Source organism: Pseudomonas sp. H1h (assembly GCF_000633255.1).
Classification (GTDB): Bacteria; Pseudomonadota; Gammaproteobacteria; order Pseudomonadales; family Pseudomonadaceae; genus Aquipseudomonas.
This window is the reverse complement of the sequence record NZ_AYMJ01000028.1, coordinates 20,743-38,878: the sequence shown is the minus strand read 5'-3', so window position 1 is coordinate 38,878 and position 18,136 is coordinate 20,743. Positions and strand designations below refer to the sequence as shown.

18 protein-coding genes are annotated in these 18,136 nt (G+C 60.5%); 4 read left to right on the top strand and 14 right to left on the bottom strand.

Translation table 11 applies throughout. The features are described 5' to 3' along the window. The first annotated feature begins 186 nt into the window (after positions 1 to 186). Both U862_RS0122055 and U862_RS0122050 read left to right on the top strand, forming a co-directional pair. Positions 187 to 948 (top strand): MipA/OmpV family protein, encoded by a 762-nt coding sequence (locus tag U862_RS0122055; RefSeq protein ID WP_025112400.1) that lies wholly within the window; start codon positions 187 to 189, stop codon positions 946 to 948. Between the two features lie 72 nt (positions 949 to 1,020). After that, the gene (locus U862_RS0122050) at positions 1,021 to 1,887 is read left to right on the top strand and encodes a fatty acid desaturase (RefSeq protein ID WP_025112399.1); all 867 of its coding nucleotides are present in this window, start codon (positions 1,021 to 1,023) and stop codon (positions 1,885 to 1,887) included. Between the two features lie 49 nt (positions 1,888 to 1,936). Here the strand turns inward: U862_RS0122050 and U862_RS0122045 are convergent, their stop codons facing one another. The 14 genes from U862_RS0122045 to U862_RS0121980 form a co-directional block, all read right to left on the bottom strand. Next, a complete protein-coding gene (locus U862_RS0122045; RefSeq protein WP_049828034.1) occupies positions 1,937 to 2,359 on the bottom strand; it encodes a transporter in 423 nt (140 codons plus the stop codon). After that, a complete protein-coding gene (locus U862_RS0122040; RefSeq protein ID WP_025112397.1) occupies positions 2,352 to 2,726 on the bottom strand; it encodes a transporter in 375 nt (124 codons plus the stop codon). Before U862_RS0122040 ends, U862_RS0122045 begins: the two co-directional genes overlap by 8 nt. Next, positions 2,723 to 3,643 carry an arginase gene (locus tag U862_RS0122035; RefSeq protein WP_025112396.1) on the bottom strand — a complete coding sequence of 307 codons (921 nt, stop codon included), beginning with the start codon at positions 3,641 to 3,643 and terminating at the stop codon, positions 2,723 to 2,725. The genes U862_RS0122040 and U862_RS0122035 overlap by 4 nt, the downstream gene beginning before the upstream one ends. Before the next feature lie 109 nt (positions 3,644 to 3,752). Continuing rightward, a complete protein-coding gene (locus U862_RS0122030; protein ID WP_177327362.1) occupies positions 3,753 to 4,082 on the bottom strand; it encodes a GlpM family protein in 330 nt (109 codons plus the stop codon). Between the two features lie 8 nt (positions 4,083 to 4,090). After that, entirely contained in the window at positions 4,091 to 5,419 is a 1,329-nt protein-coding gene (locus U862_RS0122025; protein ID WP_025112394.1) for a sigma-54 dependent transcriptional regulator, read from the bottom strand. Further along, positions 5,416 to 7,317: a sensor histidine kinase gene (locus U862_RS0122020; protein WP_025112393.1), complete on the bottom strand. Its 1,902-nt coding sequence runs from the start codon at positions 7,315 to 7,317 to the stop codon at positions 5,416 to 5,418. Before U862_RS0122020 ends, U862_RS0122025 begins: the two co-directional genes overlap by 4 nt. 163 nt (positions 7,318 to 7,480) lie before the next feature. After that, complete coding sequence (locus U862_RS0122015; protein WP_025112392.1) at positions 7,481 to 8,215, bottom strand: amino acid ABC transporter ATP-binding protein; 735 nt, start codon at positions 8,213 to 8,215, stop codon at positions 7,481 to 7,483. Further along, a complete protein-coding gene (locus U862_RS0122010; RefSeq protein ID WP_003227756.1) occupies positions 8,212 to 8,883 on the bottom strand; it encodes an amino acid ABC transporter permease in 672 nt (223 codons plus the stop codon). Before U862_RS0122010 ends, U862_RS0122015 begins: the two co-directional genes overlap by 4 nt. Further along, positions 8,883 to 9,629, bottom strand: coding sequence for an amino acid ABC transporter permease (locus U862_RS0122005; protein WP_025112391.1), 747 nt, complete (start codon positions 9,627 to 9,629; stop codon positions 8,883 to 8,885). Before U862_RS0122005 ends, U862_RS0122010 begins: the two co-directional genes overlap by 1 nt. A 193-nt stretch (positions 9,630 to 9,822) precedes the next feature. After that, on the bottom strand, positions 9,823 to 10,749 hold the full coding sequence (locus U862_RS0122000; protein WP_025112390.1) for a glutamate/aspartate ABC transporter substrate-binding protein: 927 nt from the start codon (positions 10,747 to 10,749) through the stop codon (positions 9,823 to 9,825). Between the two features lie 439 nt (positions 10,750 to 11,188). Beyond that, positions 11,189 to 12,724 (bottom strand): glycerol-3-phosphate dehydrogenase, encoded by a 1,536-nt coding sequence (gene glpD / locus U862_RS0121995; protein ID WP_025112389.1) that lies wholly within the window; start codon positions 12,722 to 12,724, stop codon positions 11,189 to 11,191. A gap of 322 nt (positions 12,725 to 13,046) precedes the next feature. After that, a complete protein-coding gene (locus tag U862_RS0121990; protein ID WP_007916700.1) occupies positions 13,047 to 13,802 on the bottom strand; it encodes a DeoR/GlpR family transcriptional regulator in 756 nt (251 codons plus the stop codon). Between the two features lie 95 nt (positions 13,803 to 13,897). After that, positions 13,898 to 15,400 (bottom strand): glycerol kinase GlpK, encoded by a 1,503-nt coding sequence (glpK, locus tag U862_RS0121985; RefSeq protein WP_025112388.1) that lies wholly within the window; start codon positions 15,398 to 15,400, stop codon positions 13,898 to 13,900. 78 nt (positions 15,401 to 15,478) lie between these two features. Then, entirely contained in the window at positions 15,479 to 16,330 is an 852-nt protein-coding gene (locus tag U862_RS0121980) for an MIP/aquaporin family protein (RefSeq protein WP_025112387.1), read from the bottom strand. Positions 16,331 to 16,692: 362 nt separating this feature from the next. On the opposite strand from U862_RS0121980, the gene ybaK reads away from it, so the two are divergent. Then, positions 16,693 to 17,163: a Cys-tRNA(Pro) deacylase gene (gene ybaK, locus U862_RS0121975; protein WP_025112386.1), complete on the top strand. Its 471-nt coding sequence runs from the start codon at positions 16,693 to 16,695 to the stop codon at positions 17,161 to 17,163. A 95-nt stretch (positions 17,164 to 17,258) separates the two neighbouring features. Continuing rightward, on the top strand, positions 17,259 to 18,041 hold the full coding sequence (locus U862_RS0121970) for a PhzF family phenazine biosynthesis protein (protein ID WP_025112385.1): 783 nt from the start codon (positions 17,259 to 17,261) through the stop codon (positions 18,039 to 18,041). Positions 18,042 to 18,136: the final 95 nt, after the last annotated feature.

Below are 18,136 nucleotides of genomic sequence, written 5' to 3'. Positions count from 1 at the left end.
TGCGCCTGGCAAGGGTGGGAGCAGGGACTGTGCCAATTGGCCAAAGCCCCGTGCTGGCGGGGGCGATGCGCGGTTTTCGTAAAGTGGAGCTACAATTTTTGTAGCTTGCTACAAACAACATGAGTGCTTGCGCCAAGGGCTCTATCCGGGGATTGATGCGCGCAAGTTCAGAAAAGGAATGACCTCATGCAGAGGAAGACACTGGCGTTATTGAGCGCACTGGCCTGCTTTTCCGGGGCCGCACTGGCGGATGGCATTACAGGTGAAGCAGGAATCGGGGTGGGATATCAACCCCATGATCCGACCGGCAGCCGTTATGAAACCCGGCCGATCCCGTATCTGGATCTGGACTGGGGCGATGTCAGCCTCGGGACTGACGATGGCCTGACCTGGAGTGCCTTGAAAACCAATGGTTTCAGTGCCGGGCCGTATCTGAATTACTTGTCCGGGCGCACCGCCAACGGCGAGTTGCGCGGCCTGCGTGATGTGCCCGACATGGCCGAGGCTGGCGGCTTCGTGCAATACGCTCCGGCCGATTTCTGGCGCGTATTCGCCTTCGTTGGCCAGGCCGTCGGCGGTGGCAGCGGGCAGGGCGGCGTGTTTGGCAAAGTGGGCGGTGAAATTGGCTATCCACTGGGCGGCGGGGTGATCGGCAGCAGCAACCTGACCGCGCATTTTGCCGATGCGCAGGGCACCCAGACCTTCTTTGGTGTCAGTGATCGCGAGGCGCAGGCCTCGGGCATCCGCGCGTACAACGCCGGCGGCGGTTTGCAGAACGTGGCGCTGACCCAGAGCTTCGAATTTCCCCTGGCGCCACACTGGTCGCTGGTCACCAGCGCGAGCTGGATTCACCTGACCCGTTCGGCGGCGGACAGCAGCATCGTCAAAGCGGTGGGCGATACCAATCAGGGCGAAGTGCAGGCGGCCATCGCCTACAAGTTCGACTGATTACGCGCGCGGGCGAATTGGTCTGCGGTTTGCAGACAGCCATGTCGAATCCATTCCTTCAGGATGTTCTTCATGGCTCGCCCTGCTTACCGTCTGCTGGCTCATTCGTTGTGGGATTTGATCCCCATCACTTTGGGCCTGGCCCATTTCGCTTTCGTCCTGTGGCTGGTTGCGGCCTTTCACGACCTGTCCTGGTGGGCGTTTGTGCCGCTGGCGCTGGGCTATGCGATCAGCCTGTCGTGGAGCATCAACAGCATTTCCCACAACCAGATCCACAACGCCTATTTCACTGCGGGGTGGATGAACCGGGCGTTCGACCTGCTGTTGTCGCTGACCATCGGTTTTTCGCAAACCCTCTATCGCGATATCCACAACCGGCACCATCGGGGCAACTCGGATCGGCCGGGGGCGGATGGCAAGACCATTGATCCGCTGTCGATTTATCTGCGCGGCAAGAACGGTCAGCCGGAGAATCCCTGGTCTTACACCTTTCTGAGTTTTTTTCGCGACGATCCCAAACCGATCTACGCCCAAATGCGCCGCAAACGCCCGAAGGATGCGCGCTGGGTTCAGGTCGAAATCTATATGACGGTGGCGTTTTATCTGCTGCTGGCGGTGTACGACTGGCAAGCGGTGCTGGTGCTGCTGCCGTTCTGGTATCTGGGCCAGGCGCTGTCGTCGCTCAATGGCTATTACGAGCATTTTGGCGGCAACCCGGACTTGCCGATCGCCTGGGGCGTGAGTGCCTACAGTCCGTTGTATAACCTGTTGTGGATGAACAACGGCTATCACGCCGAGCACCACTATCGGCCGAAAATGCACTGGACGCAGGTCAAGGCTTATCACCGGCAGATTGCGCGGCAGCAGCAGGAGGCGGGAGTGAAAGATATTGCGCTGGCGCACGGGTTGGGTTTTCTGCTGGATCACCGCAAGGATTGATCCCGCCGGTAAACCGCTCTCGCCGGGAGCGGTTTACCGGTCATTGCGTTTAGTGCTCTTCGCCTTCGGCAAGCAGGGCAATCCCACCCATGATCACTGCCACGCCAACCCAGTGCAGCAGGCTGATCTGCTCGCCCAGCCCCAGCCACGACCCCAGCAGCACACCGACAAATACCAGCGAGCTCAAGGGGAACGCCAGTGACAGGCTGCTGCGTCGCAGGATCAGCATCCAGACGAAAAACGCGCCGATGTAGCAGGCAATCGCCACCCACACGCCGGGCGTCATGATGATGCCTTGCAGCCATTGCAAGGTGAAGTCGACCTGGCCCAACTGATCGCCGCCGACCTTGCTTGCGATCTGCCCGCCACTTTCCAGAATAATCAGCAGCGCCCAAAGCACAACGGTGCCCAGGCGCCCGTGCAGCCAATGCATCGCGTCGTTCCTTTGCAGTTCCAGGCGAACTTCAGACATGGCCGGCACACACGAGCATGACGCCCGCCGTAATCACCAGAGTGCCCATCCAGCGCCGCCGGCTGACGGTTTCACCGAGCACCAGTTTGCCTGCCAGCACCACACCGCAATAAGCCAGTGCCGCTGCCGGAAACAGCAGGCTCAGCGGTGCCCGCGACAGGGCTGCGAGCCAGACGAAAAACTCCACAGCGTAAGCACCGATCCCGGCCCACAGCAGCGGCGCGTTGAACACCTGACCCCAGAAAAGCTGAAGGCGAAAACCACCTTCCAGCTCCGGTATCCGGTCCAGGCCCAGTTTGAAACAGAGCTGGCCAACCACGTCCAGAACGATGGACAGGGCGACCAGCACAATCACGGTGAACGTCATGGAAACAGCTCCTCGAACAGCTCGATCAAGGCTTGATTGGTCGCCGAATTGCGCAGGATATCGGCGTCGCTCCAGCGCTCGGCCGGTGGCTGGTCGGTCTTCGCCTCCCAGCGTTTGAGCAGGTTGCTGAAGGCCGGTCGGGCGTACTCGCCGCAGATGTCGATGCCGATGATGCGCTTGCTCGCCGCCAGCGCGCGCAGGGCCTGGAGCATATGGCTCAGGCGCATGCCGCCCTGATCCCAATTGGTCGCGGCGTCTTCGCTGGCGAGCACGTCTTTGTCGATGGTGATCCACACCGCATCGGTCGGCAGGCTGGCAATCATGTTGTCGAGGAACCGGGGCCAGTCTACTTGCGACAGGTTGTGCCAGTGCAGCATGTTTTCCTGCTGTGCATGCCCGGCGCCGTCACCGATGCGTCCCCAGACTTTGGAGGGCGCGTGCTGCCACGGAAACAGCTGCAGAACCCCACGTCTGAGGGCCGCGAGGTTAGCGCCCTTCAACTGCGGGTTTTGCAGGTCATCGCTGCAGGGGCCCAGGGTCACGATGCGGCGGATGTTCGGCAGTTTCAGCGCCTGATTGACCCATGAACCGCAATGCCGGCGCGGCGCGAAACGCACCCAGTCGGGGTGGTTGTCGAAGTGGATCAGGCTGACCGGCTCGGGCAGGTCGGTGAGAAACGCCGGGGTCAGGTGATGATAATCACCGGAGCCGACGAAGAAGATTTCCGGCGTCGGGCCGCTGTGCCGCGGCCGTTGCTGCAAGCGTTCGGCAAAACGCCGCCAGGTGCGTTCGCTGGACCAGAGCCTGAGTTTCGGGCCGAGGTCGAGCAGGTCCAGGCGTTTGGCACGGCCACTGTCGAGCAGTCGCGCAATGGGCGCCTGGGCAGTCAGGCTGTGGTCGAGATCTAAAATGTTCAAGGTCGCTATTCACCCTTGGCAGACCCTGCCAGACACCGGCCTCATCGATCATGAGCGCCAGCCGGGCAGGGCTTTGGGGGTAAATGCAAGGGACGGGCCAGCCGCTGCTTCAGGCGTGCAGGCGTACCCAGACCGAGACCAGCACGGTTGCCGCGATCAACCAAGCGACAACCGCCACCGCGAGTGAGGCCTCCAGCCGCATCCGGTCAACCATCACGTACAGCGTCGCCAGATAGATGAAGTACGGAATGATCGACCACATGCCAAACACGATGGTCGCCTTCAGATCGTCGATCGAGCGGCTCTTGCCGACGATGTAGTGGGCGATCAGGGCAAAGGTCGGAAACAGCGGCACCAGCCCGGCGATGTAATAGTTTCGGGTTTTCGACAGCGCGGCGAGAATCACCACCACTGCCGCGCCAAGGGCGGCTTTGAGAATCAGATCCATCAGTGGCTCAACCCGTACTTTTTCACTTTGTCGAACAGCGTGGTCTTGGCCATGCCCAGTTCCAGGCTGGCCTGAGTCAGGTTGCCGCCGCTGCGCTGCAGGGCGTCGTTGAGCAGATTGCGCTCGAACGCTTCCACCGCTTCGGCGAACGCCAGGCCCTGGCCGCCACTGCTGGCGCCGGATTTCTTGAACGCTGGCAGGCCAAGGGCGAAGCGCTCGGCGACGTTGCGCAGTTCACGCACGTTGCCCGGCCAATCGTGGCTCATCAGGTTCGACAGGGTCTGGTTGTCCAGATCCGGCAACACCCGGTCGAAACGCAGCGCCGACTGCTGGGTAAAGTGTTCGAACAGCTGCAGGATGTCTTCGCGACGCTCGCGCAGTGGCGGTAATTCCAGGGTTACCACGTTGAGGCGGTAGTACAAGTCGCTACGGAACTCACCGGCCTTGCTCGCCTCGTCGAGGTCGGACTTGGTCGCTGCAATCACTCGGCAATCCACCGCCACGCTCTGGTTCGAACCGAGGCGTTCGAGGGTGCGTTCCTGCAAGACGCGCAGCAATTTGATCTGCAACGGCAGCGGCATGCTTTCCACTTCGTCGAGGAACAGCGTGCCGCCGTCGGCGTGTTCGATCTTGCCGATGCGCCGCTTGCCAGCGCCAGTGAAGGCGTTGGCCTCGTGGCCGAAGATCTCGCTTTCGAAGAGGTTTTCCGGCAGGCCGCCGCAGTTCAGCGCGACGAACTGCTTGGTGTGGCGGCGGCTGAAGTCGTGCAGGCAACGCGCGACCAGTTCCTTGCCGGTGCCGGTTTCGCCTTCGATCAGCACGTTGGCCGAGGTGTCGGCGACGTTGGCAATCAGCTCGCGCAGGTTCTGCATCGCTGGCGAACGGCCGATGATGCGGCCCTCAAGAGAATCGCGTTCGGCCAGTTGTCGCCGCAGCGAGGAGACTTCCCGGGCGAGGCTGCGCTGCTCCAGCGCACGCCGGGCCACGTCCACCAGACGCTCAGGCGAGAAGGGTTTTTCCATGAAGTCGTACGCGCCTTTCTGCATCGCGCCGACGGCCATGGAGATGTCGCCGTGGCCGGTGATCAACACCACCGGCAGGCTGCGGTCGCGTTGCTTGAGGCGGGTCAGCAGTTCCAGGCCATCGATGCCGGGCAGACGGATGTCGCTGATGACAATGCCGGCGAAGTTGTCGCCGACCCGCTCCAGCGCTTCTTCGGCACTGCCGACGCCGATGCAGGGGATGTCTTCCAGGGTCAGTGCCTGCTGACAGCCGAGCAGCACATGGGGGTCGTCTTCGACGATCAGCACACTAAGGTCGTGGTTCATATTGGCTCGGCAGGAATAGGGCTTACCAACGGTAAACTGAGGACGAAGGTGGTGCCACCGCTGGCCGGGTGTTCTACACCCAGGTGGCCGCCGGTGGCGGCAGCGAGGCTGGCGGAGAGGGTCAGGCCGAGGCCCAGACCCTGTTCGCCGGGTTTGGTGGTGAAGAACGGTTCGAACAGGTGCTTGCGCGCTTCGGCATCGACGCCGTGGCCGTTGTCACGCACTCGCAGGCGATATTTGCCGTTGAACTCTTCACCTTCCAGCCACAACTGCGGCGAGGGTTGCGCCTGCATGGCGTCGAGGGCGTTGCCGATCAGGTTGACCAGAATCTGCTCGAGGCGAGTCTGGTCGATCTGCACCTGCACGTCGATGAACTGCCGATGCAACTGCAGCGCCATGCTGTCCACCCGCGCCCCGAGCAATTGCAGCGCCGCCTCCACCGCTTTGCCGAGACTGGCCTGGCCCTTGTCGTCACCGCGCCGGGCGAACGAGCGCAGGCTGGCGGTGATCCGGCCCATGCGGTCGATCAGGTCGTTGATGGTCTTGAGGTTGGTGCTGGCGATGTCGAGCTGACCGCGTTCGAGGAAACGAATGGTGTTGCCCGACAGCGTGCGCATCGCCGCCAGCGGCTGGTTCAATTCATGGGCAATGCTGGTCGACATCTGGCCGATGGCCGCGAGTTTGCCGGCCTGCACCAGTTCATCCTGGGCGCGGCGCAGGGTTTCCTCGGCCTGGCGCCGCTCGCGAATCTGACTCTTGAGGCGTTCGTTGCTGGCGCGCAGGTCGGTGGTGCGTTCGGTAATCCGACGCTCCAGTTGATTGTTGGCTTCCTGCAGGGCTTCGCGGGCGGCGAGGCGGGTGGCGATGACCTTGCGCCGCTCGTTCCAGGCGATCAGCAGGAACGCCACCAGGGCGAAGGCGACCGACACCAGAATGCCTTGGTTGATCGCCTCGCGTCGCAAGTCCTGCAACGGCGTGAGCAGGGTGAAATTCCACGGTGTGTCACTCAGCGGCCGAGTCTGCGCCAGATAGCTGATGCTGTCGTCGTCGGTGCTCAGTTCGCTGTTGGCGGGGAAGGTCAGTTTCTCCACGCCTTCGGCCAGGGTCTCGCGAGCCAGCGGTTGCAGTTCGTTGAGCGGGAACCAGTAGTACTGCAGGCTGCGGGCGAGTTTTTCCTTGGTCTCGTCGCTCAGCGGTACGACGGATTTGAGGCGCCGCGCCGGATCACTGGAAAGAATGATGATGCCGTTCTCGTCGCTGACGAAGGCTTCCAGGCGCGCCCGTTGCCAGCGTTCCTCCAGCGCTTCGAGACGCACCTTGACCACGGCGACGCCGATGATCTTGCCGTGTTCTTCCAGGCCATGGGCCAGGTAGTAACCGGGTTCGCCGCTGGTGCTGCCGATCCCGTAGAAACGCCCGGGTTCGCCGCGCACGGCTTTCTGGAAATAGGCGCGAAAGGACAGGTCTTCACCCAGATAACTGTCGACGTCGCGCCAGTTGCTGGTGGCCATCACGCGGCCGGTGGTGTCCATCACGTAGATCGCCCGACTGCGGCTGCGCCGGTTCAGGCCTTCGAGGTAAGCGTTGACCGTTTGCCGGTGTTCCGGGGTCGGGTCGGCCAGCAGTTGCGGGACACTGGTTTCCAGTTCCAGCAGGCTGGGCAGGTAGGTGTATTTGCTGATCTCGCTTTCGACCGTGCGCGCATGCAGTTCCAGCTGGCGCTGGCCGCTTTCGCTGAGGCTGCGGATGCCGAAGTGTTCACTGGTCCAGAAGCCGGCGTAACCCAGTCCGATCATCAGCACGATGATCAGTGGCGGCAGGAACAGATGGCGAATCAGACGGGGCTTCACGGCAAGTGATGGCGGCGCTGCGCGATAGAGATTGGGGTCGCATTTCATCACAGTTGCCTTGGGTCAACCACAACACAAATCTCAGGATCATCATTGATCCAATGCGGGAACGGGCTTGCTCGCGATAGCGCTGGATCAGTCAACGCAGTTGAAAGTGCCGGCTTCTTCGCGAGCAAGCCCGCTCCCACAGTTGGGGAGCAGTGTGTTGCTTTTAGTGCTGCAGGATTTTCTCGAGGAAATGCTGCGCACGTTCGGAGCGGGCGCTGATGTCGCCGAAGAACTCCTCTTTCGGGCAGTCTTCGATGATCTTGCCGGCGTCCATGAAGATCACGCGGTCGGCCACTTTGCGCGCAAAGCCCATTTCGTGGGTCACGCACATCATGGTCATGCCTTCGTGGGCCAGTTGCACCATCACGTCGAGCACTTCGTTGACCATTTCCGGGTCCAGCGCCGAGGTCGGCTCGTCGAACAGCATGACGATCGGGTCCATGGCCAGTGCGCGGGCAATCGCCACACGCTGTTGCTGGCCACCGGACAGTTGCCCCGGATGCTTGTGGGCGTGCGCCGACAAACCTACGCGCTCGAGCAGTTGCAGGCCTTTCCTGGTCGCCTCTTCCTTGCTGCGGCCGAGTACCTTGATCTGCGCGATGGTCAGGTTTTCGGTGATGGTCAGGTGCGGGAACAGCTCGAAATGCTGGAACACCATGCCCACGCGCGAGCGCAGTTTCGGCAGGTTGGTCTTGGAATCGGCAATCGAGGTGCCGTCGACGACGATGTCGCCCTTCTGGAACGGCTCCAGCGCGTTGACGCACTTGATCAGGGTCGACTTGCCCGAACCCGACGGGCCGCAGACCACGATCACCTCGCCTTTCTTGACCTCGGTGCTGCAATCAGTCAGCACCTGGAAGTCCCCATACCACTTGTTGATGTTTTTGATAGAGATCATACGGCGAACCTTTTTTGCAGACGCTTGACCAGCAGCGAGGCGGAAAAGCTGATGATGAAGTAGACGACACCGGCGAAGATCAGGAACTCGTTGGAACGACCGATGATGTCGCCACTGGAGCGGGCGGAGTTGAGGAAGTCCACCAGGCCCACGGTGTAGACCAGCGAGGTGTCCTGGAACAGGATGATTGACTGTTGCAGCAGCAACGGGGTCATCTTGCGGAACGCCTGGGGCAGGATGATCAGACGCATGGTCTGGCCGTAGGTCATGCCCATCGCTTGCGCCGCGGCCATCTGGCCTTTGGGGATCGACTGCACGCCGGCCCGGACGATTTCGCAGAAGTACGCGGCTTCGAACATCATGAAGGCCACGACGCAGGAGGTGAACGCACCGATCGGAGTGTCTTCTCCGGTGATCCAGCGCAGCACGAACGGTACCGCCAGGTAGAACCAGGTGATCACCAGCAGCAGCGGGATCGAACGGAAGTAGTTCACATAGGCGCCGGCCACGCGCGACAGCAGTTTGCTGGACGACAGGCGCATCAGGGCGAGGATGGTCCCCAGCACGATGCCGCCGACCACGCCCATGACCATCAACTGCAAGGTCATGACCATGCCGTTCCACAGGCCCGGGATCGCGGGGATGATGCCGCTGAAATCGAAGTCCATTATTTACCCCCCACGGAGATCAGGCCGGGCACCGCGACTTTCTTCTCGACCAGGCGCATCAGCAACATCAGGCTCATGTTCAGGGTGAAGTAGATCAGCGTGGCCAGGGTGAAGGCTTCAAACAGGTTGGCCGAGAATTCGGCGGTCTGTTTGGTTTGCGCCAGCAGTTCCATCAGGCCGATCAAGGACGCCACGGAGGAGTTCTTGAACACGTTGAGGAATTCGGAGGTGAGCGGCGGAATGATGATGCGGTAGGCCTGGGGCAGCAGCACGTTCCAGTAGATCTGTGGCAGCTTGAAGCCCATGGCGCGGGCAGCGGATTCCTGGCCACGCGGCAGCGCCTGAATGCCGGTGCGCACCTGCTCGCAGACACGGGCGGCGGTGAACAGGCCCAGGCACACGACAACGCTCAGGTAGGCCGAGGTGGTCGGGTTGAGGTCCTGCTTGTACCAGTCCTGCAAGTTCTGCGGCAGCAGGTCGGGCACCAGGAAGTACCAGATGAACAGCTGAACCAGCAGCGGCACGTTGCGAAACAGTTCGACGTAGCAGGTCGCGATGCCTGATACGAGGCGGTTCGGCACGGTGCGCATGACCCCCAGAATGGAGCCCAGCAGCAAGGCGATAATCCATGCCACGATGGCAATGGCAATGGTCCAGCCCAAACCGGTGACGTACCAGTCGAGATACGTCTCGCTGCCAACGCCGGTGGACTTGAAGAACACGCCCCAGTCCCAGTTGTAATTCATTAGGGTCTCCCCTCGAAATCGATCGATGTACAAGCACCCGCTTGGGGAAGATCCTTTCCCGTCCGACGTTGAACGTCGGGCACACGCGATCGGCTCGAAAACCGCCAGGTCGAGTGTTCCACAGTAAAGCCAGCAGGTAGTAACAGACGCCTGAGGGAAGGTCGCTCCCTCAGGCGATAAGGTTAGTCAGGAATCAGATTTTTACGTCAGGCGCCGGCTTGTCGCTCGGGTTGGCGATCAGATCCTTGACCTTGTCACTCATCGGGAATTTGAGGTTCAGGCCTTTTGGCGGGATCGCGCTTTCGAACCACTTGCTGTAGATCTTGTTGATCTCGCCAGACTTGTACAGGCTGACGATGGCGTCATCGACAGCTTTCTTGAAAGCCGGATCGTCTTTACGAACCATGCACGCGTAGGCTTCGAAGGATTGCGGCGTACCGGTGATGACCCAGTCGTCCGGCTGCTTGGCCTTGGCTTCTTCACCGGCCAGCAGGGCGTCGTCCATCATGAAGGCTACGGCGCGGCCGCTTTCCAGCATGTTGAAGGATTCGCCGTGGTCTTTGGCGGAGATGATGTTCATGCCCATCTGCTTGTCGGCGTTCATCGCTTTGATGATGCGCTCGGACGTGGTGCCGGCGGTGGTCACGACGTTTTTGCCTTTCAGATCGGCAAAGTCAGCGTAGGACGGCTTGCCATCCTTGTCTTTCTTGACCAGCAGACGGGTGCCGATTTCGAAGATGTTGACGGTGAAGTCGACTTGCTGGGCGCGTTCGGCGTTGTTGGTGGTGGAGCCGCACTCGATATCCGCGGTGCCGTTCTGGATCAGCGGGATACGGGTTTGCGAGGTCACCAGGTTGTATTTGACCTGCAGGTCTGGCTTGTTCAGGTCTTTTTTCAGGGCTTCAACGATGGCCACTTGAATGTCGTGGGAGTAGCCCACGGGTTTACCGGAAGCATCCGCGATGTAGGAAAACGGGATGGAGCTGTCACGGTGAGCGAGCGTGATGGTGCCCGAATCGTTGATTTTCTTCAGGGTGCCGGTGAGTTCGGCGGCGAAAACTGGTGTGCTGATCAGAGCGGCAGCAATGGCTGCGCCCAGGATATGGGGAACGATGCGCATCAAATTTTCCTCGAATTGTTTTTTTTATGGAGCCAGTTCGTCGGCCCTTTTGTGCTTCGAATGCCTGACGGCTCCTGAAGTGTTGGCACGGCAGGCATTCGTCGGAGAGTGTAGAGCATGAGTCGTGCCAGACCAGTTGCTACCAGCTAATCGCTTGATTTTTAAGGTGATTAAAGTTTTGTGTCGGTGTTTTTGGCTGAAACTGATCCGGTTATCCGAATTGACCGGAAGGTCGCGTTCGGAAAACCGAACGCAGTTCAGTGATAACCGATGCCCTGCGGGAATGAGCCTGCTCGCGATCGCGGTGGGTCAGTCAAATGGATGGTGTCTGATGTATTGCAATCGCGAGCAGGCTCACGCCTGCAGGGGAGGGAGTACGACCTATAAAAAAGCCCCTGAATCGTGAGATTCAGGGGCTTCTTATCAATCGGCCAGTGGATCAGGCCGCTTCAATCTTGCGGTTCTGCTCGACCTTGCCCAGGTACGCTGCCAGCTTCTCTTGCTCAGCCGGGGTGGTGAACAGGCCCAGTTTGCTGCGACGCCACAGAATGTCGTGCGCAGTGGTCGCCCATTCTTCGCTGCACAGGTAGTCGACTTCACGGGTGTAGAGCCCGCCGCCGAGGTGTTCGCCCATGTCGGCCAGGGTTTCCACACCTTCGAGCATGCGCCAGGTGCGGCTGCCGTAGGTGGTGGCCCAGCGGCGGGCGATCTCGGTTGGCACGAAGTCGAACTTGTCGCGGATCTGCGCGCTCAAGGCTTGCGGGGTGGTCATGTCTTCACCGCCGGGCAGGGCGGCGGTGGCGGTCCAGCTCGGACGCATCTGAGTGAAGTACGGCATCAACTGGGCCATCGCCGATTCGGCGAGCTTGCGGTAGGTGGTCAGCTTGCCGCCGAACACCGACAACAGCGGCGCTTCTTCCGCGCTGCCGGACAGGGCCAAGGTGTAGTCGCGGGTCACGGCTGACGGATTGTCGGATTCGTCGTTGCACAGCGGGCGCACGCCGGAGTAGCTGTGCTGGATGTCGTCTCGGCTGATCTGCTTCTTGAAGTGGGCATTGACCACTTTGAGCAGGTAGTCGGTTTCGCCGTCGGTGATCGCCACTTTGGCCGGATCGCCAGTGTATTCGCGGTCGGTGGTGCCAATCAGGGTGAAGTGGTTCAGGTACGGAATGGTGAAGACGATGCGCTGATCTTCGTTTTGCAGGATGTGCGCGTGATCACCTTCGTACAGTTTTGGCACGATGATGTGGCTGCCCTGAATCAGACGAATGCCGTATGGCGATTCCATCTTCAGGTCGTCACGGATGAACTTGGCGACCCATGGGCCGGCGGCGTTCACCAGCGCTTTGGCGGTGATCGAAAACAGGCTGCCGTCGGCGCGCTCCAGGTTCAGGTGCCACAGGCCTTTGGCACGGCGGGCGCTGACGCAACGGGTCTGGGTGTGGACATGGGCGCCTTTTTCCCGGGCGGCCATGGCGTTCAGCACCACGAGGCGGGCGTCATCGACCCAGCAATCGGAGTATTCGAAACCCTTGGTGATTTCACTTTTCAGCGCGCTGTCAGCGCCGAACTTCAGGCTTTTCGAACCCGGCAGTTTTTCGCGCTTGCCGAGGTTGTCATAAAGGAACAGGCCGGCGCGGATCATCCATGCCGGACGCAGGTGCGGACGGTGCGGCAGCACGAAGCGCATCGGCTTGACGATGTGCGGCGCCTTGGCCAGCAGTACTTCGCGCTCGGCCAGTGCTTCACGCACCAGACGGAATTCGTAGTGTTCGAGGTAGCGCAGGCCACCGTGGATCAGCTTGCTGCTGGCCGACGAGGTGTGGCTGGCCAGGTCGTCCTTTTCGCAAAGGAACACCGAAAGACCGCGACCGGCGGCATCCGCTGCGATCCCCACTCCATTGATCCCGCCGCCAATCACGGCAACATCGTAGATCTCGGCGATAGGGGGCGTACGCAAGGTAGATGTGGACATCGGCTGGCCTCGGGCTCTTTTGATTTTCTGTCTTGGAAATCGAACATAAATGTTCATTTGCGAAAATGGTAGCCCATAAAGACGCGCACAGCCAGTCGACTTCGATTGAAAAAACTCATCGAAGGACGGCTAAAAGAAAATTTTCGAACATGAGAGGCGCGCGAGAGCGCTAGAGATGTGCTGTTTGTAAGTACCTCTTCGCGAGCAAGCCCGCTCCCACGGGGATTTGAGCCAGCCACAAGATTTGTCAGCCCCTCTCATCCCACTGTGGGAGCGGGCTTGCTCGCGAAGAGGCCCTTGCAAACAGTGAAGCGTAAAAGGGTTAAACCACTTCCAGGCGAATCTTGTGCTGGCTCAGCAGCTGCGCCAGTGCCGGCACCGGCTGCTGATCGGTCACCAGGCAATCGATCAGGCTGATCGGGCCAAGGCGAATCATCGCATTACGCCCGAACTTGCTGGAGTCGGCCGCCAGGATCACCTGCCGTGCATTGGCAATGATCGCTTGAGAGACGCGCACTTCCTGATAATCGAAGTCGAGCAGGCTGCCGTCTTCGTCGATGCCGCTGATGCCCACCAGCGCAAAATCCACCTTGAACTGATTGATGAAGTCCACGCTCGCCTGGCCGACCACACCGCCGTCACGGCGCACGTTACCGCCGGTCAGCAGCACATCGAAATCATCCTTGGCACTGAGCATCGACGCCACGTGCAGGTTGTTGGTGATGATTTTCAGATGGTTGTGGTTGAGCAGGGCGCGGGCAATCGATTCGGTGGTGGTGCCGATGTTGATGAACAGCGAGGCGTGATCGGGGATTTGTGCCGCGATGGCTTCACCGATGCGTTGTTTTTCATCGCGCATCTGATCGGCGCGCATCGCATAGGCGGTGTTTTCGACGCTGGAATCGTACGCGGCGCCGCCATGGTAGCGACGCAGCAGATTGGCTTCCGCGAGCTGATTGATGTCACGGCGGATGGTTTGCGGGGTAACAACGAACAGCGTGGCCATTTCCTCGATGCTCACATAGCCGCGTTCGCGGACCAGCTCGAGGATTTGCTGCTGACGGGGAGGCAGATTCATGGGGCTTCCTTTGGGCTGCCGTGCAAAATTTGCCCATGATGCCGCAGGAATCCGCTCCCTACCAGTTAGATGCCTGTCTGGATCTGAAGGTTGGCTTATTCAGCGTCTTCGCGCGCCCAGTCACGGGTACGGCTGACGGCTTTTTTCCAGCCTTTGTACAGTTTCTCTTTCTCGACTTCGTCCAGGCTCGGCTCGAACTCGCGCTCGATCACTGCCTTGCCGCGCAGTTCTTCCAGGCTGCCCCAGAAGCCGCACGCCAGACCGGCCAGATACGCTGCACCGAGTGCCGTGGTTTCGCGCATTTGCGGGCGTTCAACTTGAGTGCCGAGGATGTCGGCCTGGAACTGCATGAGGAAGTTGTTCGCCACCGCACCACCGTCCACACGCAGGGCCTTGAGGCGTTCGCCAGAGTCCTGTTGCATCGCGTCGAGGACGTCACGGGTCTGGTAGGCGATCGATTCCAGCGCGGCGCGGATGATGTGATCAACGCGCACGCCGCGGGTCAGGCCGAACAGCGCGCCACGGGCATACGGGTCCCAGTAAGGAGCGCCCAGACCGGTGAAGGCCGGCACCAGGTACACGCCGTTGCTGTCCTTCACTTTATTGGCGAAGTATTCGGTGTCGTGGGCGTCGTTGATGATCTTCAGTTCATCACGCAGCCACTGCACGGTCGAACCGCCGTTGAACACCGCGCCTTCCAGCGCGTAGGCCACTTCGCCACGCGGGCCGCAAGCGATGGTGGTGAGCATGCCGTGCTGGGATTTAACCGCTTTGTCGCCGGTGTTCATCAGCAGGAAGCAGCCGGTGCCGTAGGTGTTTTTTGCCTGGCCCGGCTCGACGCACATCTGGCCGAACAGCGCGGCTTGCTGGTCACCGGCAATACCGCCGATGGCGATGCCGCTCTTGGTGCGGCCGTAGATTTCCGAAGAGGCTTTGACTTGCGGAAGCATCTCGCGCGGGATGTCGAGGATTTCCAGCATCTTCGAATCCCATTCCAGCGAATGGATGTTGAAGAGCATGGTGCGCGAGGCGTTGGTGTAGTCGGTGACGTGCACTTTGCCGCCGGTGAATTTCCAGATCAACCAGCTGTCGACGGTGCCGAACAGCAGTTCGCCGTTGCGCGCACGCTCGCGGCTGCCTTCGACGTTGTCGAGGATCCACTTCAGCTTGGTGCCGGAGAAGTACGGGTCGGTGACCAGACCGGTGTTGTCGCGGATGTATTCTTCGTGGCCGTCACGCTTGAGCTGCTGGCAGATCTCGGTGCTGCGACGGCACTGCCAGACGATGGCGTTGTACACCGGACGGCCGGTGGTCTTGTCCCAGACCACGGTGGTTTCACGCTGGTTGGTGATGCCGATGGCGGCCACCTGGTCGTGATGCAGACCGGCCTGGGCCAGCGCTTCAACCATCACCGCGCTCTGGGTGGCGAAAATTTCCATCGGGTCGTGTTCGACCCAACCGGCTTGCGGATAGTGCTGAGCGAATTCGCGCTGGGCGGTGCAGACCACGTTCGCGTCGCGGTCGAAAATGATCGCGCGGGAGCTGGTCGTACCCTGATCGAGGGCAATGATGTAGTTCTTATTCTGAATGTCGGTCATGTCGATTGCCTTGGACGAAATAAGGGAGAGTGGGCCGTGGCGCGGGTTCGAAATGGGCAGGAACCCGCGCCGACTGTTTCAAGAAGTTCTTGGTTTGCCGTCAATGGCCGGTTCTGCATCCTTTGTAGCAGGTGTGGCGCCGGTCAGGTGACGGGCGATGAGCCCGCGATACCCGGCAGCGCCGAGGCAGGCACCGACAATCGGTGCAAAAATCGGAATCAGGAAGTACGGAATATCACGGCCGCCAGTGAAGGAAATTTCACCCCAGCCGGCGAAGAAAGTCATCAGTTTCGGACCGAAGTCACGCGCCGGGTTCATCGCAAAACCGGTCAGCGGGCCCATCGAGCTGCCGATCACCGCGATCAGCAAGCCGATCAGCAGCGGTGCCATCGGGCCTTTCGGCAGGCCGTTGTTGTCGTCGGTCAAGGCCATGATCACGCCCATCAGGATCGCGGTGATGATCATCTCGACCAGGAACGCCTGGGCGGTGGACAGCACTGGATTGGGGAACGTCGAGAACACCGAGGCCAGCTCAAGGCTGGCGGCTGATCCGCGAATCATGTGATGGGTTTGTTCGTAATCGAAGAACAGGTTGCTGTACAGCGTGTAAACCAACAGCGCGCCGCAGAAGGCGCCGGCGATCTGCGACAGGATGTAGAACGGCAGTTTGCGCTTTTCGAAGTCAGCGAAAATGCTCAGGGCAATGCTCACGGCAGGGTTCAGATGCGCGCCGGAAACCCCGGCGGTCAAGTAGATCGCCATGCTCACGCCGACGCCCCAGATGATGCTGATTTCCCACAGGCCAAAGCTGGCGCCCGCGACTTTGAGCGCGGCGACACAGCCGGTGCCAAAAAAGATCAGAAGTGCAGTACCCAGAAATTCGGCCAGGCATTGGCCGCGGAGCGATGGTTGCTGTAAAGCAGTTGTCATTGAAAGCCTCGATTTTTGTTGTTGTCTGACGCGTTTGCCGACAAGGCAGAGCGCGATTTTCCCCGAGGCAGGATCCCCATCCTGTTCCCGGTTTACTGCTGGGTGCTGCGATGATGATAATTCTTACATTATTCAGATTCGAAAAAATATAGACAAGAAACAAACCTGTCAAAGGTCGAAAGTGAACCATCGGTCACAATTAAACTATCAGTCGCCTGAATGATCTCGCGGATGACTGCGGCGGTAGCCCTGCGCTGTGGCTGCGAAGCCCGGGAATCGGGGCTTGTGGTAGAGCCTTTTACGGTGTGATGGCCTAGAATCCGGCACAGGTTTTTTCTGTTGATGCCGAGCCTGGAGCTGCCATGACCCCTGCGTTGGACTTGTTGAAAAAAGTTCGTGCCGAACATCGCGTGCACAGTTACGAACATGACCCCAAGGCTGCGTCCTATGGGCTGGAGGCCGCGGAAAAACTGGCATTGGAGCCTGCGCAGGTGTTCAAGACGCTGCTGGCCGCCAGTGAGAAAGGTGAATTGCTGGTGGCCGTCGTGCCGGTCGTCGGAAGTCTCGACCTCAAGGGCCTGGCACAGGCGGCAGGGGTGAAGAAAGTCGAGATGGCCGACCCCGCCGCTGCACAGCGTTCCACGGGTTATCTGTTGGGCGGCATCAGCCCGCTGGGACAGAAGAAACGCCTGCGCACCTTCATCGATAACTCGGCTCAGGGTTTTGCGACTATTTATGTCAGTGCCGGCCGGCGTGGGCTGGAAGTCGAACTCGCGCCAGCCGTGCTGGCCGAACACACTCAGGCCAGGTTCGCCGACATCGGTCGCGCCTAGTGCTCATTGCTGTATGAAGAAAATTGACCGGTTCTGTCACTGGCGCCGATCTGGTCCGGGCTGCATGCTCTGCCGACTGACTTAGGGAGAAGGTTATGCAGCTCGAGTTTTATCAGGTGGACGCGTTCAGTGACCAGCCGTTCAGTGGCAACCCGGCCATGGTCTATCGCCTCGATGCATGGCTCGCGGATGAGTTGATGCAGAAGATCGCCGCCGAACACAATCTGGCGGAAACCGCTTTCGTGGTCCGCGAAGGGGCGGTGTGGCATATCCGCTGGTTCACCCCGACCACCGAAGTGCCGTTGTGCGGGCATGCGACGCTGGCCAGCGCCTATGTGTTGTTCGAGGTCCATAAGGAGCAAGCCGAGCGTCTGGACTTCATCTGCAAGTCCGGGCCGTTGAGCGTCAGTCGCGAGGGAGATCGCCTGTGGCTGGACTTCCCGTCGATCGTGCCTTCGGAAATCGGCGTGACGCTGGATGTCGAGCGCGCGCTGGGGGTCGAGGCGGTGGATGTGCTCGGTTCCAATGAGTTGTTCGTGGTGCTGGAGTCGGAGCAGGCAGTGCTCGACTGCAAGCCGGACATGGTCGCGCTGGCCAAACTGCCTTGGCTCGGCGCGATCGTGACGGCGCGCGGTAATCAGCATGATTTCGTCTCGCGCTACTTCGCTCCGGCGATCGGCATCAATGAAGACCCGGTGACCGGCTCGACGCATTGCAGCCTGATTCCGTACTGGTCCAAACGCCTGGGCAAGTCGAGCCTGACCGCATGCCAGCGTTCGGCGCGGGGCGGGGAGTTGTTTTGTCGGCTGGAGGGTGAGCGGGTGAAGATTGGCGGGAATGCGACGCTGGTGGCCAGCGGTACATTATTCCTGGGATGAACCCGAAACAAATGTGGGAGCGGGCTTGCTCGCGAATGCGGTGTATCAGCCACCATCATCAGTTGACTGACGCACCGCATTCGCGAGCAAGCCCG

Bases quoted from the DNA above. Each gene is read 5' to 3' on its own strand.
- U862_RS0122055 (WP_025112400.1), top strand. From the start codon at position 187: ATGCAGAGGAAGACACTGGCGTTATTGAGCGCACTGGCCTGCTTTTCC.
- U862_RS0122050 (WP_025112399.1), top strand. From the start codon at position 1,021: ATGGCTCGCCCTGCTTACCGTCTGCTGGCTCATTCGTTGTGGGATTTG.
- U862_RS0122045 (WP_049828034.1), bottom strand. From the start codon at position 2,359: ATGTCTGAAGTTCGCCTGGAACTGCAAAGGAACGACGCGATGCATTGG.
- U862_RS0122040 (WP_025112397.1), bottom strand. From the start codon at position 2,726: ATGACGTTCACCGTGATTGTGCTGGTCGCCCTGTCCATCGTTCTGGAC.
- U862_RS0122025 (WP_025112394.1), bottom strand. From the start codon at position 5,419: ATGAACCACGACCTTAGTGTGCTGATCGTCGAAGACGACCCCCATGTG.
- U862_RS0122020 (WP_025112393.1), bottom strand. From the start codon at position 7,317: ATGAAATGCGACCCCAATCTCTATCGCGCAGCGCCGCCATCACTTGCC.
- U862_RS0122015 (WP_025112392.1), bottom strand. From the start codon at position 8,215: ATGATCTCTATCAAAAACATCAACAAGTGGTATGGGGACTTCCAGGTG.
- U862_RS0122010 (WP_003227756.1), bottom strand. From the start codon at position 8,883: ATGGACTTCGATTTCAGCGGCATCATCCCCGCGATCCCGGGCCTGTGG.
- U862_RS0122005 (WP_025112391.1), bottom strand. From the start codon at position 9,629: ATGAATTACAACTGGGACTGGGGCGTGTTCTTCAAGTCCACCGGCGTT.
- U862_RS0122000 (WP_025112390.1), bottom strand. From the start codon at position 10,749: ATGCGCATCGTTCCCCATATCCTGGGCGCAGCCATTGCTGCCGCTCTG.
- glpD (WP_025112389.1), bottom strand. From the start codon at position 12,724: ATGTCCACATCTACCTTGCGTACGCCCCCTATCGCCGAGATCTACGAT.
- U862_RS0121990 (WP_007916700.1), bottom strand. From the start codon at position 13,802: ATGAATCTGCCTCCCCGTCAGCAGCAAATCCTCGAGCTGGTCCGCGAA.
- glpK (WP_025112388.1), bottom strand. From the start codon at position 15,400: ATGACCGACATTCAGAATAAGAACTACATCATTGCCCTCGATCAGGGT.
- U862_RS0121980 (WP_025112387.1), bottom strand. From the start codon at position 16,330: ATGACAACTGCTTTACAGCAACCATCGCTCCGCGGCCAATGCCTGGCC.
- ybaK (WP_025112386.1), top strand. From the start codon at position 16,693: ATGACCCCTGCGTTGGACTTGTTGAAAAAAGTTCGTGCCGAACATCGC.
- U862_RS0121970 (WP_025112385.1), top strand. From the start codon at position 17,259: ATGCAGCTCGAGTTTTATCAGGTGGACGCGTTCAGTGACCAGCCGTTC.